Origin of the sequence: Geomicrobium sp. JSM 1781026, assembly GCF_041949955.1 — a bacterium.
Taxonomy (GTDB): Bacteria; Bacillota; Bacilli; order Bacillales; family Marinococcaceae; genus Geomicrobium_A.
The window spans coordinates 224057-240761 of the sequence record NZ_JBHFQF010000001.1 but is presented as its reverse complement, the minus strand read 5'-3'; the positions used below and the strand labels follow the sequence as shown (position 1 = coordinate 240761).

Genomic DNA, 16705 nt, shown 5'->3' with positions numbered 1-16705 from the left:
AGTGGCATTTATCGGACTTGGGAAACCAAATCTTCCAGCCTTGTTTCATCTAGTTGTGCAAAGAATTTCTCCTCTGCAGCTTCAATGGACCGTTGAATAACACAGTTTGGATTATGTGTCTCACAATAATCAAAGATGGCAGGCAGCCCCTCTACCGCACGAATCATTTCTAATATGGAAATCTTCTCCCAGCCTGCTTTTAATTTGTATCCCCCATTTGCACCAGGAACAGAAACAATCATTCTCGCTTTCACAAGTTTTGTTAAAATCTTGGAAAGATACGTGGTTGAGACGTTTTGATGGCCTGCAAGCTTAGCCACACTCGTATGACCCGAATCATCCCCAACAGCTAAATGGAGCATCGTATGCAATGCATAATTCGTCGCCTTGGACAGTTTCATCTTTCGGCTCCCTTAACATAGATAATATGAATCTATAATATCAACGACACCTGCTCGTGTCAATTAAATTGGAATGCAATCTTCCCGTTCTCATCTAGAGTAAGCACAGCTGAAAACTTTTTCTTGTTTTTGCTTACGAACCCTTTAATTTTCCTCGTTTCTCTTTTCGTACATAACATTCGAATTTGATTTTCTGTGAGTGTCTTTCCTGCGATTCGAATTGGAATCACTTGTTTGCACCCTTCTTTATATTTGTCGCAGCCGTATACTCTACCTTTTTTAATCATGGCTCCCCCACATGCAGGGCAATTTGCAATTGATGGGGGTTTCACACGATCCGTTACAGAACGATCTAGCTGTAACTGGCCGACTTGTTGCTTGGATGTTTGTAAAAGATGATGAATGAATTGCTCGATATTCGTTAAAAATTGATCTTTTGATTTCTCCCCTTGTCCAATTCTTTGCAAAAACTGTTCCCACTCAGCCGTCATATCTGCTTTAGATAACAGCGTTCCATCGACAGCTTCACAAAGAATACGGCCTTTCGGGGTCACACGTACGATATTTTTCGTGACTTCAATGTAATTCTCTCGGATGAGTGTTTCGATAATGCTGCTTCTTGTCGCTTCTGTGCCGATACCGGCTGTCTTCTTTAACACCTCTTTGAGTTCCTCATCTTCAACAGACTGTCCTGCCGTTTTCATAAGGTTAATGAGCTGTCCATTCGTATAAGGTTTTGGTGGCTTCGTCTCATCTTCGTGTACGCGTAGGTTTGCATGAACGACTTCACCTTCTTGAACATTCGGAAGACGCTCTTTTTCTTCTCCCTTTTCAAAGAGCAACGCTTTCCAACCTCTCACTCGTTCAACGACGCCTTTCGCTTTGAACTCTAGCCCCTTAATGTCAACTTTTACATGGGTTTCTTCAAACTGATGAGCTGGCATAAACATCGCCAATGTGTTCGTTAAGATTTCGTCATAAATCTTCTTTTCAAGTGCTGGCAATTGATCAATACGGCGGCGTGTAGGCACCCGCTTCGTCGGAATAATTGCATAGTGTTCTTTCACCGCTTGGTCGTTTACGTATCGACGATCCGGCTTTCCAGGTTGAATAAGCGAAGAGGTAGACTCCGGAACAGAAAGCAATTGTTTATATTTAGTTAAGTTTGTGTTTAAATACTTGAATTCATGTTGGGTAATGTAGTTGGAATCCGTTCTTGGATATGTGACTAACTTCTTTTCATATAAAGACTGGACCGTACGAAGCACTTGAGAAGGGCTCATTTTCCATCTTTTGTTCGCTTTCGTTTGAAGTGTGCTTAAGCTATGCAATCGCGGAGATTTCACCCTCTTCTCGACACGATTCACTTCAGCAATCGTTCCCTCTTCCTCCTCCCGAATGCCTGCTTCATAAAATACTTTCTTTACTTCAGGCATCGAGCCGTAACGATTCGGGTGTTTCGCTTCAAATGAGCCCTCGTTAGTATGAATTCGGGCGTAGACTTCCACATAGGGCTCGGGCTTGAAGTGTCGGATTTCTTCTTCCCGACGATGAATTAGGCAAAGCGTAGGTGTTTGCACACGGCCGACACTAAACGCTTGTGATAGCCCACGTTCTTGTAGCAGAAGGCTGTAGGCTCTAGAAGCATTCATTCCAACAAGCCAATCACCAAATTGACGTGCTTTTGCTTCTTCGTACAAAGACAAATATTTGTCCCCTTCCTGCAACTGCGTAAATCCACGCTGCACCTCTTGTTTCTCTAAAGAATTGATCCACAACCGTTGCATCGGTTTGTGTGAGGCACGGGCTTTTTCAATAATACTTCTTGCAATGTTCTCCCCTTCTCGGTCGGCATCTGTGGCAATGATCACTTTTGTTGCTTCAGCGAGTAGTTTCTTCACTGTATCAAATTGCTGTTTTTTATCCGCAGGCACAAAAAACTGAAATTGCTCTGGTAAAATCGGAAGTTCGTCCAACTTCCATTTCTTCCATTCTTTTTTATAATGATGAGGCTCAGCCAAGTTGACCAAGTGGCCAAACCCCCACGTAATGACAGTACGATCGCTAAAGTAATTCGGATCAGTCACTTCAATATAGCCATTCTTTTTCGTCGTTTTTGAAAATGCAGACGCGTAGTCTCGCGCTTGACTTGGCTTTTCAGCCAAAATGACGGTTGTCATGTTCCTCACCTCTACCGCTACATTGTGCGTTCCTATCTTCATCCAATTATCGCATCCTTAACACGTGGTGACTAGCTGAAAATATAATAAAAAGGCATGAAGCACATGGCTCCATACCTTTTATTTTACGGTTCGTAATAAATCGGTGCGTTCGGTCCAAGTTCAACCCCTAGGAAAATCCATGCGATAATCATTACCGTCCAAGCGAGGAGGAAGAATATCGAAAATGGCACCATCGTGGAAATGAGTGTTCCGATTCCCATCTTCTTATCGTACTTCTGTGCAAAAGCGATCACCATCGCAAAGTAAGTCATGAGTGGTGTAATGATATTTGTTGCCGAATCTGATACACGATAAACCGCTTGCGCAAGTTCAGGCGAATAACCGGTTTGCATCATAATTGGAACAAACACAGGCGCCATCATTGCCCACTTCGCTGAAGCACTACCTACAAAAAGGTTTAACAGCGCAGTAATGAATATAAACCCTATAATGACAGGTAATCCGTCAATATTTAAGGAAGTGAGGAGTTCACCGCCGTAAATTCCCATAATTAAATCAAGGTTCGATTCGTTAAAGAATGCAACAAACTGACCGGCTGTAAACGCGAGCACAATGAATACACCCATGGAAGCCATCGTATCCGACATTTGCTTTGCAACATCCTTATCGTTACGAATCTCTCTCGTAATAATTCCGTATACAAGGCCTGGGATTAAGAATAGCAACAACATCACGACAACGAGTGAATCCATAAACGGTGAATTCACAATCGGCATTTCTGGATCATCACCGCGCATCGGTCCCCATTCTGGAACGACGAGCAAACTCATAAGACCTGCAGAAATGAGCACAGATACAACTGCATAAACAAGACCTTTCTTCTCAATCGGCTTGAGTCTTTCTAAGTCCCCTCTGTAATCACCTTTGTACTCTCCAAGGCGAGGCTCGACAATTTTCTCAGATACCCATGTACCGACAATCGTAAGTAAGAACGTCGACGCGATAATGAACCACCAGTTCATCGCAATGTTCATCTGTTCAGCATAAGCAGGATCGATCGTCGCTGCTGCTGCCATTGTAAGCTCACCAAGCATCGGATCGGTTGCAGATAATAAAAGGTTCGCACTAAAACCACCAGACACCCCAGCAAAAGCTGTGGCAAGACCTGCAATCGGATGGCGTCCGAGTGCTGCATAAATGACGGCTCCTAATGGAGGAAGAACGACATACCCTGCGTCTGAAGCGACACTTGACATGATCGCCGCAAACACGAGACCTGCGGTAATTAAACGGTTAGGAATAGAAAGCACAAATCCCTTCAACCCCGCGCTAATTAACCCGCTTCGCTCACACACACCAATACCAATCATCGTGGCTAGCACAACACCCAATGCCGGAAACATAATAAAATTGTCTACCATACTGGAAAAGATATACGCAATCCCTTCGCCAGATAACAAGTTAAACACTTCGACTGTTTCTCCTGGCTCAACAGGATCTTCAACAGATAGATTAAAACTTGATGCGATTGCAGAAGCAACCATTACAATTAACGCCAGAATGACGAATAGCGTAATAGGGTGAGGCAATCGGTTTCCCGCTTTTTCGACGACGTCAAGAAAGCGCTGAAACAAACCCCTTCTCTTTTTGTTTGGATCCACAGTTTCTTCAGACATACGATTTTCTTACCCCTTTTCTATCCCCTTGTCCAACAATTGATGGTTATAAATTATTTAGAAAAAGTATTCTAACAATTGTTGTAGTTGTACTTATGTAGCAAACATATAACCATAATCATGATCGGTATCCATGCATTTGTCAATCGGTAATTTATTATTCCAAAATAATAATATGACCAAGTAAATTACTGACCTCCTTCTTAATAGAAAGAAGGAGGTCAGTATATTCATTATTCAGATATAAATCGAACGAGCTCTTCGTTGAATTTCTCCCACTCATCATGGAAAAGACTGTGTCCACTTTCTTCAAACGGAATCAAGGTGCTTTTTTCAATTCCACGCTCAAGAATTTCAGCGAGCTCGAACGGGCAAACCTCATCATTTCTCCCATGCAATATCGCTGTAGGTACGTGTATGGATGAGAGATCATCACGCAAGTCTGCGTCCCTTAGCGTCCGTGCGGAAAAAATTGTTGCGTGTGGTCCTGCTTCCATAGCGAGACCATGAAACCAGCGATTGTAAGCTTCACTCGGGTCTTTTCCAAAGAATAGACTCCCAAAATCAACGAGCATGTTCGCACGGTCCGCATACGCTCCATCGATTAATCCATTCACATTGTCTTTAGGAATGCCATGTGCAAAGTCATCTCTTTCGGTAAACACTGGGGCGGCGGCACCAAGAAGGGCCAACTTCGAAATCCCTTTTCCCTCATGACGCGCCATGTAGCGCACGGCGATGGCTCCACCCATTGAAAAGCCAGCAAGCACAGCGTCTTCAAGTTTTAATTGATCAATGACTTTTCGGACGTCGTCTGCCATCGTATCATAATCGTACCCGTGTAATGGTTTATCTGAATTTCCGTATCCTCTAAGGTCGATACCAATGAAGCGAAACCCTTTCTCAGGCAACACAGACATTTGATGTTCAAACATCTTATGGTTCACAGGCCAACCGTGCAAAAAGATGACGGGCTTGCCTCTACCAATATCTTCTACAAACACGTTTGTTTTCTCACCGACTTCAATGAAATGACTCATCGTATACACACCTTTCAAATCGTATGGAAATCAATTCCCAAAAGTCTTGCTTTTGAAACTTGTTTATATCCCGTATGATAAGGGTATAGATTACACGTTTCGCCGTAATCAAAATGCACTTACTAAAAGGAGCGATAATTCATGAGATCCGATCTTTTGCATTACATTAACGGAGAATGGACAGAATCTTCGGGCAAAGATACTATCGAAGTGATTAATCCTGCTACAGAAGAAGTGATTGGTACCATTAGTAACGGCACGAAAGAAGACGTTGACCGCGCAGTGAAAGCGGCACGAGCTGCTTTTCCACATTTTTCACAAACATCTAAATCCGACCGCATTGACCTGCTACATCGAATTGCTGAAGAATATGAGAAACGAAAAGATGACTTTGTTGAAATGATTACACAAGAGCTCGGGGCCCCTGTAAAAATGAGCAACAAAGTCCATTACAATATGGGACTCTCTCATTTTAAGGAAGCAGCAAAGCAGCTAGACACATTCGAATTTACCGAAAACCGTGGGTCGACGCTTATCCGGAAAGAATCGATTGGTGTGAGCGGCCTCATTACCCCTTGGAACTTCCCGACAAACCAAACATCAACGAAACTTGCCAGTGCATTCGCTGCTGGAAGTCCAGTTGTGTTAAAGCCTTCCGAGCTCACACCGTATGCAGCGATCATTCTTGCTGAAGTATTCGAAGCTGCCGGCGTACCTAAAGGAGTGTTCAACCTCGTAAATGGATCAGGCGAAACCGTCGGAGATGCCATCAGCTCTCACCCAGACATTGATTTTGTTTCCTTTACAGGTTCTGGTGCTGTCGGACAGAAGATTAGTGAAAATGCTGCTAAAACGGTCAAACGTGTGGCACTTGAACTCGGTGGCAAATCGCCGTTAATTGTTCTGGATGATTATGATGTGAAGAAAGCAGCCAAAATCGCTGTTTCAAATGTCTTGGCCAATTCCGGACAAGTGTGTACAGCTGCAACCCGAACGCTCGTATCCAAAGCAAAACACGACGAGTTTGTCGAAGCGGTTAAAGAGGTGCTTCCGAAGTTCCCTGTAGGCGACCCACGGGATGAAAATACATTTTATGGCCCTCTCGTCGCCGAAAAGCAATACGACCGCGTCCAAGATTACATTAAGAAAGGCGAGGAAGAAGGCGCAACGTTACTTGCTGGAGGTACAGGCAAACCTGAAGGGTTAGAAAAAGGGTATTATGTAAAACCTACCGTGTTTACGAACGTCAACAATGACATGGTTATTGCAAGAGAAGAAATCTTCGGTCCGGTCATGTCGATTATTACGTATGATGACCTCGAAGACGCCATTCGAATTGCAAATGATACCATTTATGGTCTCGCAGGTTATGTTGTTGGAGATGATCCAAAAACGGTGGAATATGTTGCATCTTCCATCAGAGCAGGCAGAATCTCAATCAACACACCTCCTGCCGACTTCTCCGCGCCGTTTGGTGGTTACAAACAGTCGGGTATAGGTAGAGAATGGGGAGACTACGGCATCGAGGAATACCTTGAGATTAAATCTGTTGTCGGGATGTCCTCATAACCGATCAAAGACACAACACGCATGAGGAGCACCAAATATGTTCAAACGTTGGTTCAAAAAGAAGAGCTGCTTCTTTTGCAAGAGTAGCCAAGGGCACATGAAACCGTACTACACACTGGAAAATGAAAAGATCTCCGTTTGTGAAAAGTGTTTGGAGTACGCAGAACGAAGAGCTTTTCGTAAAGGGTGATTCACGGTCTGTTCGTCCTTAACGAGTCGGTTTAGAAGACTCGAGAACATCCGCTAAAAGTAAAGTAGGTTAGGATTATGTTCGCTACATAATCCTAACCCTTTTTATTACACTCGCAGTTCAATAGAATGACCAATAGCACTTGAGTAACCTGTAAATTAGCCACAAACCCACAGATTACCATTAGAGCTGTATAGTGTGAACTTTTCATTTTTCTAACCTGCGCAGTTGCTACTTCGTTCTCATCAGCTTTCCAAGGTCCAAGTTTTGCATCGACACCGGAGGTAGCTACAAAGGTTTTTGTTTCCAAAGAGCTTGGATTGGAGACAGCTATTCAGTGGAGTACGAAGTACTTAAACCTGTCACTATTAATCATTTTGAACGAGGTAATAATGTCATTTTCAGCAACCGTACCAAGGGTAGATTATCGTCAAACCAAGCGTGAAATTAACCTCAAATCCCTTCAAGCCGTTGGTCCTAATTTCCCTATTGACCACTTGGAATCGACAACAAGCATGTCATGAGGTCACGTTGTAAAGCCTTAGAAATTCGATCCGCGCGCAGACAGTAAAAACGAGGGCATCAAGCTCCGACAGCAGTAATGAGGGAACCTTAACGATCAACTTACATCCATTACTTAAAAAAGAGACTGTCAAAAGGTCACTTCATCCCTTTAAACTCAGTCCCTATTCCTGAATACACTATACAATTCAAAAACTTTCATAGAAACAAAATCAAACTGGTCGCCATGACGGCCATACCGAGTACGACACCGTATATGGTCATGTGACCGTCATCGTATTTTCTTGCAGCTGGTAATAGCTCATCTAAGGAAATAAAAACCATAATGCCAGCAACTGACGCAAATACGAATCCAAATGACATCTCATTCAAATACGGCATGAGAAACAAAAAGGCAACGACTGCCCCTAAAGGCTCTGCTAACCCTGACATGAACGATAACTTAAACGCTTGCCAACGACTGCCAGTTGCATAGTAGACCGGTACACTTACAGCAATTCCTTCTGGAATGTTATGGATGGCGACGGCAATTGCAATCGCAACCCCGAGCGATGGATCATGTACAGCAGAGGCGAACGTAGCGATGCCTTCAGGGAAGTTATGAATCGCGATCGCTAATGCGGTTAACGTCCCCATTTTCAAAAGTTCTGGATTATCCCGCAATACACGTGCCCTCGGCGCCCTCATCTCCTCGACCTTTTTAACTTCATGAGGATTCTTCTCGTCAGGCACACACCGGTCAATGATCGCAATCATGAGTATGCCGGCAAAAAAACCACCGGCAGTGAGCCAGCTGCCTGTCTCACCAGTCGTACTCGCCGTTAGCGCTTCATGAGCTTTTGGTATAATCTCCATAAATGATACATAAATCATTACCCCTGCTGAAAATCCTAATGCCCAAGATAAAAACTTCGTATTTGTGGTCGACGTAAAGAATGCTATAAAGCTTCCAATGCCAGTAGAAAGACCCGCAAATAACGTTAGTAGAAACGCCAGCCATACGTCTTCACTCACAGCCCACTCCCCTTTTACACTTCGCTGGTTGTCCTATGTATATGTATGGATATGACGTTCATGAGCAAGAAAGCGTTTGTAACGATTTTCTTGCGAACGCGACTATAATAAAAAGACGGACTTCCAATGAGGAGAATACGATGAAGAAAACATGGTTGTTCATTTTACCCACCCTTATGCTTGCGTCTTGCGGGACGAATCCATCACAAAACAGTGGAGATCAAATTCATATTGGCAATGTTGATGACCTTACTGAAGGTTATGTTTTAGGGATAACAGATGAAACGATTACACTGAACATGTCACCAGCGCATCAAGCTCATGCTCTTGAGGAAGGTCACGAATTTACGGATATGATGCTTCGCTCAATGGATGTCGTTCGGACTGATGAGCTCGATGTGATTGACCGTAATGGATCAGTTATTGAAGATGCTCATATTGAAGAAGGAGAACGGTTACGGTTTGATTTTGACATGGCAGAATTCGATGATATTGAAGGGCCAATTGAGCTCGACTACGTTGTCGTAGATCCTGTGACAGCAGAGGATATTATTGCGGAATATACGCCATCAGAGCCTGGAGTCAACGTCGGCTATGTTTATGATGAAACCGATAGCTTAGATGATTTGCCAGAAGAAGACGTCAATGACTTACTCGATCATCCAAACGTGTTAGATCTTTACTACTTGCCTCAATCAGCCGATGACTATGGCCACAATTACGAAGAGATCTTTGAGATTGAAACGTTACCTGCCTGGGTGTTGTTTGATGAAGATGAAAATGTGACGGTTTATGAATCTTTGGAAGATGTACAAGCCGAATTGGACGAGTATTAGTTCAATTCGGTTTGTATAATTTATATCTGAAAATTAAGATTAAAAAATCTGTTGATCGGGAATTGGACAAGTAGCCGAATGCGGCAATTCTTTTCTGGAGGGATTCGAATGTCAAGCAATCGCGCAGTCGTGTACCAAGGACCTGGTGAAGTTACTGTTGAAGACATTGCCTACCCTGATCTCGTGTTACGAGATGGCCCTGGTGTACCCAAAGCAAATGTAAACCGTAAATGTGAGCACGGGGTAATCTTGAAAGTCATTACGACGAACATTTGCGGCAGTGACCAACATATGGTTCGCGGTCGGACAACCGCTCCGCAAGGTTTAGTTCTTGGTCATGAAATTACAGGAGAAGTGATTGAAGTCGGTAGAGACGTGGAGTTTGTTAAGAAAGGAGACATTGCTTCGGTGCCATTTAACATCGCATGTGGTCGGTGTGTGATGTGTCAGACGCAAAAAACCCACATTTGTACGAATGTGAATCCAGAACGCCCAGGTGCTGCGTACGGTTATGTGGATATGGGTGGATGGGTTGGCGGACAATCAGAGTACGTGATGGTACCTTATGCTGATTTCCAATTACTCGTCTTCCCAGACAAAGATCTGGCAATGGAGAAAATCTTGGATTTAACGATGCTAACGGATATTTTCCCAACCGGTTTTCACGGCGCGTATACGGCAGGTGTCAAAACGGGATCCACCGTCTACATCGCCGGGGCAGGCCCTGTTGGTTTAGCGGCTGCTCACTCCGCTCAACTTCTCGGAGCATCAGCGGTTATCGTCGGAGACTTGAATGAGCGGCGTCTTGAACAAGCCCGTAGTTTCGGGTGCGAAACCGTTAATCTAAAGGAACATGATCGTCTCGGTGAACAAATTGATCAGATTCTAGGAGTACCAGAGGTGGATGCAGCAGTTGACGCGGTCGGGTTTGAAGCATCAGGGCACGGTGAGTCGGGTGAACAACCTGCCGCAGTCCTGAATGCGATTATGGACGTTACCCAAGCCGGGGGTAGCCTTGGTATTCCGGGGTTATATGTGACTGAAGATCCTGGAGGTGTCGACGACGATGCGAAAACCGGCTCTTTAAAAGTTCGGTTCGGTCTCGGTTGGGCAAAAGCTCATTCCTTTACAACCGGACAGACTCCTGCGATGCAATACAACCGGAGCTTAATGAAATCCATCCTTTCAGGAAAAGCGAACATTGCCAAAGCAGTAAACGCAGAGCTCATCTCATTGGACGAAGCGCCAAAAGGGTACGCTCATTTCGATGAAGGTGCTGCCAAGAAATTCGTCATTGATCCTCACGGGATGGTAAAGCGTTAAGAAAAAAGCAGTAAGGGGAGAGCCGACCCCCTTACTGCTTTTCTTTCATTAAATCAAACTAATAATAATGCTCACAACGACGATGAGTCCAATAAGCATGAGAATTGTTCGGATCATAAGTAACCGCTCCTCATTTCTGTCATATGTGTCTATACCTATACGTTGAAGGTTTCAAACAAAAATGAGAAAATTGAGTCGTTTGTGCCACTAGAAAAACCACTAGCCGTGCCAGTGGTCCTACAATTCATTAAAACGTAATGACATTAAAGCCCATGAGCGCAACGATAACGAGAAGTACGATCACACCAATAAAGGCGCCGATACCATTCTCTCCCCGCTTCGCTTTGCCAAGAGCCATTTCCATTAGGCCGATCATAACGACAGCTAAGATGCCTTTAACAATGTAAACGAGCGGCCAGCCCATCTGAACGAGCATACCCACACCTGAAACGAGCATGATGATAAAGAACAGACGAAGAATCATATGAAGAATTTTACCAGGTTTGTTCTTGTGACTCGTAAACAAAAAGTACGCAACGATAAATAGCGCCGCAACAAAGGCCCAAGAGCCTTGATGTGAAGCAAAGAACATATCAAACATTTTTTACACCCTTCCTGTAATCCTACTCTCTTTCATTCTAACAGGATTACCCGAATCCATCACTTTATATCCTTTCTAATCACTAGTTTACTAACGAAATATGAACAGAAGATGAACAGAAAAGCTGTTTCTATGTAGCGTAAAGACGAACTGCCCACATCACTCTTATGATGCAGGCAGTACGGTCAATTCCTTATCAAAATATATCATCAAATCTTCAACATGTAATTATTTCTCTTGTTCTACCAATACTTCAAGGTCATTTACAATTGGAGAATGATCGACATCAAGTCCATCATACGTTTCAATTACACGACCATCCATATCGACAAGGAATGTTTGCGTCGAGTGAATGATATCATCGTTTTCAGGGTGCGCTTGAACAACACTATTAAAAGATGCTGCAGCAAAATTCTCTACTTCCATTCTGTCATAGCCTGTGAGAAAGTCCCAATTAGAGAAATCTGCATCATACTGCTCTCCGTATGCTTTTAACTGCTCTGGCGTATCGTGATCTGGGTCCACCGTAAATGAAATCAAATTCACATCTAGCTCCCGCTCATTTAATTCATCTTGAAGTTCGGTCATGTTAGGGGTCATTAAATTACAAACGGTCGGGCAACGCGTAAAGACCATATTGACGAGAGAGTACTTTCCTTTCAAGTCTTCGTTTGATACAGTCTCGTTATCCTGATTCGTATACGAGAAGTCATGCAGTTCTAAATGTCCCCCGTCTGTCGCTGTTGTTGGTTCTTCAGCATCGCCCGCTTCCGGTTCAGACGAACCACATGCTGAGAGTACGAGCGTAAGCGCGAGTGCACTAATGAACATCCAATGTTTTCTGTGCAAATTCCTTCCTCCTTTAGATTTCGTCTGTGGTTCATGCTTGTTTAAGACGTTTCTCTACTTTGAGGAATATGCACAAGCTTGGCAACTATGTCTAATTCAGGACAAGAATATTTTACAATCTTTCTTGAAACGATCGGAATCGCTAACCTAGAAGGTTTACAACCTCGTCTTCGATTCGTTCAATTGATACTCCAGGACCGTACCGTTCAACGACATTGCCGTGTCGATCAATGAGAAACTTCGTAAAGTTCCACTTTATTTTACTTGAGCCCACTCCTTTCGTTGCGGATGTGAGCCTGTCATAAAGCGGGTGAATGTTTGCGCCTCGAACGTCTATTTTCTTAAAAATCGGAAAAGTTACACCGTGTTTTGCTTGAAAGACTTTCGGAATCTCTTCATCATTGAGCGGCTCTTGATTCATAAATTGATTGCTCGGAAAGGCTAAAATTTGAAATTGGTCGTCTTTGTAGCGTTCATACAACTCTTGTAAACCCGTTAATTGATGAGCAAACCCGCAGCGACTTGCCGTATTTACGATCAACAACACACAGCCTTGATATTTTTCTAGTTTATGCTCCCCGTCAACAAACGACTCTACGGACACCTCGTAAATTTGACTCATCGGAAATCCTCCCGTCTTTCTTCATGTTTACCCGCGCTCATCCGTGTTCAACCTTCATTTGTTGTCAAGCAGATCAAAATCACTTTATAATAGAAGAACATACTTTTAGTCTATTCATCAAGGAGGAAATCAATTTTTATGACACAACCAAAAGCATTGACCATCGCTGGATCGGATTCTAGTGGCGGAGCAGGTATACAAGCAGACTTGAAAACTTTCCAAGACCTAGGCGTATACGGAATGAATGCATTGACGACGATTGTCGCAATGAATCCTAATGGCTGGAGTCACAACGTGTTTCCACAACAGGCGTCTACGGTAGAAGCACAACTAGACACGATCTTTTCAATCGGCGTCGACGCGATGAAGACAGGAATGCTCGGGTCCGTTGACGTAATTGAGTTGGCAGCGAAAAAGATTGAAGAACACAACGTTCAAAAGTCCGTCGTTGATCCCGTTCTCGTATGTAAAGGCGAAGACGAGGTACTTCACCCAGAAACAGCCGACGCATTACGTGAAGTGTTGGTGCCGAAGGCTTACGTTGCAACCCCGAACCTTTTTGAAGCTTCACAACTGGCTCAAGTTGACAAGATCACAACGATTGAACAAATGAAAGAAGCAGCAAGCATTATCCACGACAAAGGTACACAATTCGTCGTCGTTAAAGGTGGAAAGCAGTTAGATTATCACCTTGCCGTTGACCTCGTCTATGACGGAAAGACATTCACATTGCTTGAAACCGAGAAAATTGATACTTCATACAACCACGGTGCGGGCTGTACATTTGCTGCAGCGATTACCGCAGAACTTGCGAAAGGCACTGAAGTCAATGAAGCGATTAAAACAGCAAAAGCATTTGTTTCAGCAGCGATTCGCCACGGCATTCGCTTGAACGAATACGTCGGTGCTGTGCGTCACGGTGCGTATCGCACGTTTGGTGACGAGACGACGATTACTTCAACATCGATCTAACGAAAAAGAAGCCAGGCTCACCGCCTGGCTTCTTTCTTATAATTGCTCGTTTATTCGTTTAACGTGGTTGTATTCTTCTTCGCGTTTCTTCTCTACTTCAATGATCTTCTCAACATCTGCATGATACTCTCCAGTGCTATACCCATGAGACTGGTGCATCGCTTTCTCCATAAGCTCGGTGTAATTCATCGGTTGTTCATTACTCTTCACGTAGTAATCCTCCCAATATTCATAGCCGCTACAAGCGGTCTTACTCTACATTTACCCGAACTGCTGTTAATGAAACGTCAGATTTTCTTTCGTAACCAATCTGCAAATGTGTTCAAGTAAGAAAGTAACGCTTCGTCTGTCTCCTTGTCACTTAACTGCCCATTTGTTTCAAACTTATCTGGGGCTTTGGCTACCTTCAATGAATGATCCTCCATAACCGTTGCACCTGCAGCTTTTAATGTTTGAATCACCTGCTGTTGCGCCCCAGCTGTTCCACTATTGGTCGGGGTTACTCCAATCACACCCGCAAAATGCCCATTCAGCATATTCTCATTCGCATCACTACCCGCCCAATCTAGCGCATTTTTTAACACACCAGGAATGCCCTGGTGATACTCCGGTGTCACAATGAGAACACCGTCACTCTTTTGAATCGCTTCTTTAAAATCGCGAATCTGCTCAGGATCACCGTCATTTTCAAGATCACCGTTAAACAAAGGGATATTCTTAAGTGGGTATTCGGTAATTGCCAGCCCAGGAACTTCTTTCGATATGGCTTGACGAAGCAGTTTTGTATTTAGTGACGCGGATCGCAAACTTCCACTAATACCAATGATATTTAACGGTTTCATATGATAGAACTCTCCTTATTGCTATATATTTGCGAAAAAAAAAAGCAGCTCCGCAGGGGACAGCGGAGCCACAACAGAGGATGAGGGATGCAGGCAGGGCCGGTTGGCATTCAGCGACTCGATGTGTTACAGGGGGGACACACCAAGGCTGATCAGGAGGGCGTAGTTCCTGTATGCGAACGAGGAGTTATGTTTAACGGTCGTCGTCCGTAGACTCCCGTGTGCTGCACGTGTGCAACGGCTCCATGTTCTTTCACCGGTTACCCTGTTGGTAAATAGATACCTTTTATCGGAATGTTTCAAACCTGTTTTTTTAAATTATTTACGAAAAAATATAAGAATTGTAACAGCCTTACTTTTTCTCATCTACAAAGTGGTTTATGATAGATAAGGTAGACAACAATTCTAACGTTTACTACTTACATTCATTATGCACAGGGAGCGATTGAGATGGATTATCGAATTGAAAAAGATACACTCGGTGAAATGCAAGTTCCTGCCGATAAATATTGGGGCGCGCAAACACAGCGTAGCGTTCAAAACTTTCCGATCGGCAAAGAGAATATGCCTAGAGAAGTCGTGCAGGGCTTTGCCATCTTAAAAAAAGCAGCAGCGAAAGCAAACGAAAGCTTAGGCAAGCTGGATAGCGAACGAGCAAATGCCATCGCACAAGCAGCCGATGAAGTACTTGAAGGAAAATGGGACAGCCATTTCCCGCTCGTTGTATGGCAAACAGGAAGCGGAACACAATCCAACATGAACATGAACGAAGTACTTGCTAGAAGGGGTACAGAAATTCTTAAAGACAAAGGTTCAGACACAACGATCCATCCAAATGACGATGTGAACCGTTCCCAAAGTTCCAATGATACATTTCCAACGGCAATGCATATTGCAGCGGTAAGTGATGTCAACCAAAAGCTTCTCCCCGTACTTGAAACGTTGAAAAATACGATTAATAAGAAATCTGAAGAGTTCAATGACATCATTAAAATTGGTCGTACTCATTTGCAAGATGCAACACCACTTACGCTCGGGCAAGAGTTTAGCGGCTGGTATGAAATGCTAAGAAAAAGTGAAATGATGATTTCTGAAAGCATTCAACACCTCCACGATCTTGCGATCGGCGGAACAGCTGTCGGAACTGGGATTAATGCACACCCAGAGTTTGGAGAGCGCACAGCCGCTTTTATTAGCGAATTCACATCTTTTCCATTCCGTTCTGCGCCGAACAAGTTTCATGCGCTAACAAGTCATGACGATACGACGTATGCCCACGGTGCCATTAAAGCATTGGCTGCTGACCTTATGAAAATTGCGAATGATGTACGTTGGCTCTCAAGTGGTCCAAGATCAGGAATTGGTGAATTAACCATTCCTGCAAATGAGCCAGGAAGTTCGATTATGCCTGGAAAGGTTAACCCTACACAAAGCGAAGCACTCACAATGGTCGTCACACAAGTGATGGGTAATGATGCGGCCATCGGGTTTGCAGCAAGCCAAGGAAACTTTGAGCTAAACGTCTTTAAACCTGTAATTATCTACAACTTCTTACAATCCGTGCAATTGCTTACAGATGCGATGAAATCCTTCCACGATCGTTGTGTTGAAGGAATTGAAGCAGAGAAAGAGAACATTGAGAACCACGTGAAAAACTCACTAATGCTCGTTACAGCGCTAAACCCTCATATTGGGTATGAAAACGCGGCTTCCATTGCGAAAACAGCTCATCAAGAGGGACTTACACTAAAAGAAGCTGCATTGAACAGCGGCTTATTAACCGAAGAACAATTCCACGAGTGGGTTGATCCAGCCAAAATGGTTCAACCATCCGAATGATACAACGAACCACCGAGCGAATGATTTGCTCGGTGGTTTATTCATCGTATGTGTAACGAACGACATACTTTTTATTTTTTAAACGAATGACTTCCACAAGCGGACCGACTTCATAGCCCCCGTGCCAGTTATCTTCAAGCTTCGCTTTTATGCAGCTCGCTTGAAACTTCGTATGATACGTCTCTTTCCAATAAATCCAACGCGGTCTATACATCAGGACGTTCCT

16 protein-coding genes are annotated in these 16705 nt (G+C 43.8%); 5 read left to right on the top strand and 11 right to left on the bottom strand.

Annotation, left to right across the window (positions count from 1 at the left end; genetic code table 11):
- Window positions 1-8: 8 nt before the first annotated feature.
- The 4 genes from ACE1TF_RS01185 to ACE1TF_RS01170 all read right to left on the bottom strand — a co-directional run bounded on the left by ACE1TF_RS01185 (window position 9) and on the right by ACE1TF_RS01170 (window position 5300).
- Window positions 9-401, bottom strand: coding sequence for an Rrf2 family transcriptional regulator (locus ACE1TF_RS01185; protein WP_375013608.1), 393 nt, complete (start codon window positions 399-401; stop codon window positions 9-11).
- Between the two features lie 59 nt (window positions 402-460).
- Complete coding sequence (locus ACE1TF_RS01180; RefSeq protein ID WP_375013606.1) at window positions 461-2623, bottom strand: type IA DNA topoisomerase; 2163 nt, start codon at window positions 2621-2623, stop codon at window positions 461-463.
- A gap of 83 nt (window positions 2624-2706) precedes the next feature.
- Window positions 2707-4260 carry an AbgT family transporter gene (locus ACE1TF_RS01175; protein ID WP_375013604.1) on the bottom strand — a complete coding sequence of 518 codons (1554 nt, stop codon included), beginning with the start codon at window positions 4258-4260 and terminating at the stop codon, window positions 2707-2709.
- A gap of 233 nt (window positions 4261-4493) precedes the next feature.
- Window positions 4494-5300, bottom strand: coding sequence for an alpha/beta fold hydrolase (locus ACE1TF_RS01170; RefSeq protein WP_375013602.1), 807 nt, complete (start codon window positions 5298-5300; stop codon window positions 4494-4496).
- 141 nt (window positions 5301-5441) lie between these two features.
- Here ACE1TF_RS01170 and ACE1TF_RS01165 point away from each other — a divergent pair, with 141 nt between their 5' ends.
- On the top strand, window positions 5442-6869 hold the full coding sequence (locus tag ACE1TF_RS01165; protein WP_375013600.1) for an aldehyde dehydrogenase family protein: 1428 nt from the start codon (window positions 5442-5444) through the stop codon (window positions 6867-6869).
- A gap of 910 nt (window positions 6870-7779) precedes the next feature.
- On the opposite strand, the gene zupT is transcribed toward ACE1TF_RS01165, so the two are convergent.
- A complete protein-coding gene (gene zupT, locus ACE1TF_RS01160) occupies window positions 7780-8595 on the bottom strand; it encodes a zinc transporter ZupT (protein ID WP_375013598.1) in 816 nt (271 codons plus the stop codon).
- A 140-nt stretch (window positions 8596-8735) separates the two neighbouring features.
- Between zupT and ACE1TF_RS01155 the strand changes: the two genes are divergently transcribed.
- Window positions 8736-9431, top strand: coding sequence for a hypothetical protein (locus ACE1TF_RS01155; RefSeq protein WP_375013596.1), 696 nt, complete (start codon window positions 8736-8738; stop codon window positions 9429-9431).
- 108 nt (window positions 9432-9539) lie between these two features.
- Window positions 9540-10754 carry a formaldehyde dehydrogenase, glutathione-independent gene (fdhA, locus tag ACE1TF_RS01150; protein WP_375013594.1) on the top strand — a complete coding sequence of 405 codons (1215 nt, stop codon included), beginning with the start codon at window positions 9540-9542 and terminating at the stop codon, window positions 10752-10754.
- 247 nt (window positions 10755-11001) lie between these two features.
- Here the strand turns inward: fdhA and ACE1TF_RS01145 are convergent, their stop codons facing one another.
- From ACE1TF_RS01145 to ACE1TF_RS01135, 3 genes are all read right to left on the bottom strand, one after another.
- On the bottom strand, window positions 11002-11355 hold the full coding sequence (locus ACE1TF_RS01145; protein ID WP_375013592.1) for a YisL family protein: 354 nt from the start codon (window positions 11353-11355) through the stop codon (window positions 11002-11004).
- A gap of 228 nt (window positions 11356-11583) precedes the next feature.
- Window positions 11584-12204 (bottom strand): SCO family protein, encoded by a 621-nt coding sequence (locus tag ACE1TF_RS01140; RefSeq protein ID WP_375013590.1) that lies wholly within the window; start codon window positions 12202-12204, stop codon window positions 11584-11586.
- Between the two features lie 142 nt (window positions 12205-12346).
- Complete coding sequence (locus tag ACE1TF_RS01135; RefSeq protein WP_042401710.1) at window positions 12347-12826, bottom strand: glutathione peroxidase; 480 nt, start codon at window positions 12824-12826, stop codon at window positions 12347-12349.
- 138 nt (window positions 12827-12964) lie between these two features.
- Between ACE1TF_RS01135 and pdxK the strand changes: the two genes are divergently transcribed.
- Window positions 12965-13798 (top strand): pyridoxine/pyridoxal/pyridoxamine kinase, encoded by an 834-nt coding sequence (gene pdxK / locus ACE1TF_RS01130; RefSeq protein WP_375013587.1) that lies wholly within the window; start codon window positions 12965-12967, stop codon window positions 13796-13798.
- Window positions 13799-13834: 36 nt separating this feature from the next.
- Here the strand turns inward: pdxK and ACE1TF_RS01125 are convergent, their stop codons facing one another.
- Entirely contained in the window at window positions 13835-14008 is a 174-nt protein-coding gene (locus ACE1TF_RS01125; protein WP_193744172.1) for a YuzK family famiily protein, read from the bottom strand.
- Window positions 14009-14085: 77 nt separating this feature from the next.
- On the bottom strand, window positions 14086-14640 hold the full coding sequence (locus tag ACE1TF_RS01120) for an NADPH-dependent FMN reductase (RefSeq protein ID WP_042401713.1): 555 nt from the start codon (window positions 14638-14640) through the stop codon (window positions 14086-14088).
- Window positions 14641-15090: 450 nt separating this feature from the next.
- Between ACE1TF_RS01120 and fumC the strand changes: the two genes are divergently transcribed.
- Window positions 15091-16479: a class II fumarate hydratase gene (gene fumC / locus ACE1TF_RS01115; protein ID WP_042401716.1), complete on the top strand. Its 1389-nt coding sequence runs from the start codon at window positions 15091-15093 to the stop codon at window positions 16477-16479.
- A gap of 37 nt (window positions 16480-16516) precedes the next feature.
- Here fumC and ACE1TF_RS01110 read toward each other — a convergent pair whose 3' ends face one another.
- On the bottom strand, window positions 16517-16693 hold the full coding sequence (locus ACE1TF_RS01110) for a hypothetical protein (RefSeq protein WP_193744170.1): 177 nt from the start codon (window positions 16691-16693) through the stop codon (window positions 16517-16519).
- Window positions 16694-16705: the final 12 nt, after the last annotated feature.

Excerpts from the sequence above, each read along its gene's own strand:
- ACE1TF_RS01185 (WP_375013608.1), bottom strand. The coding sequence starts at position 401 with ATGAAACTGTCCAAGGCGACGAATTATGCATTGCATACGATGCTCCAT.
- ACE1TF_RS01155 (WP_375013596.1), top strand. The coding sequence starts at position 8,736 with ATGAAGAAAACATGGTTGTTCATTTTACCCACCCTTATGCTTGCGTCT.
- ACE1TF_RS01165 (WP_375013600.1), top strand. The coding sequence starts at position 5,442 with ATGAGATCCGATCTTTTGCATTACATTAACGGAGAATGGACAGAATCT.
- pdxK (WP_375013587.1), top strand. The coding sequence starts at position 12,965 with ATGACACAACCAAAAGCATTGACCATCGCTGGATCGGATTCTAGTGGC.
- ACE1TF_RS01110 (WP_193744170.1), bottom strand. The coding sequence starts at position 16,693 with ATGTATAGACCGCGTTGGATTTATTGGAAAGAGACGTATCATACGAAG.
- ACE1TF_RS01170 (WP_375013602.1), bottom strand. The coding sequence starts at position 5,300 with ATGAGTCATTTCATTGAAGTCGGTGAGAAAACAAACGTGTTTGTAGAA.
- ACE1TF_RS01180 (WP_375013606.1), bottom strand. The coding sequence starts at position 2,623 with ATGAAGATAGGAACGCACAATGTAGCGGTAGAGGTGAGGAACATGACA.
- ACE1TF_RS01120 (WP_042401713.1), bottom strand. The coding sequence starts at position 14,640 with ATGAAACCGTTAAATATCATTGGTATTAGTGGAAGTTTGCGATCCGCG.
- fdhA (WP_375013594.1), top strand. The coding sequence starts at position 9,540 with ATGTCAAGCAATCGCGCAGTCGTGTACCAAGGACCTGGTGAAGTTACT.
- ACE1TF_RS01135 (WP_042401710.1), bottom strand. The coding sequence starts at position 12,826 with ATGAGTCAAATTTACGAGGTGTCCGTAGAGTCGTTTGTTGACGGGGAG.
- ACE1TF_RS01175 (WP_375013604.1), bottom strand. The coding sequence starts at position 4,260 with ATGTCTGAAGAAACTGTGGATCCAAACAAAAAGAGAAGGGGTTTGTTT.
- ACE1TF_RS01145 (WP_375013592.1), bottom strand. The coding sequence starts at position 11,355 with ATGTTTGATATGTTCTTTGCTTCACATCAAGGCTCTTGGGCCTTTGTT.
- fumC (WP_042401716.1), top strand. The coding sequence starts at position 15,091 with ATGGATTATCGAATTGAAAAAGATACACTCGGTGAAATGCAAGTTCCT.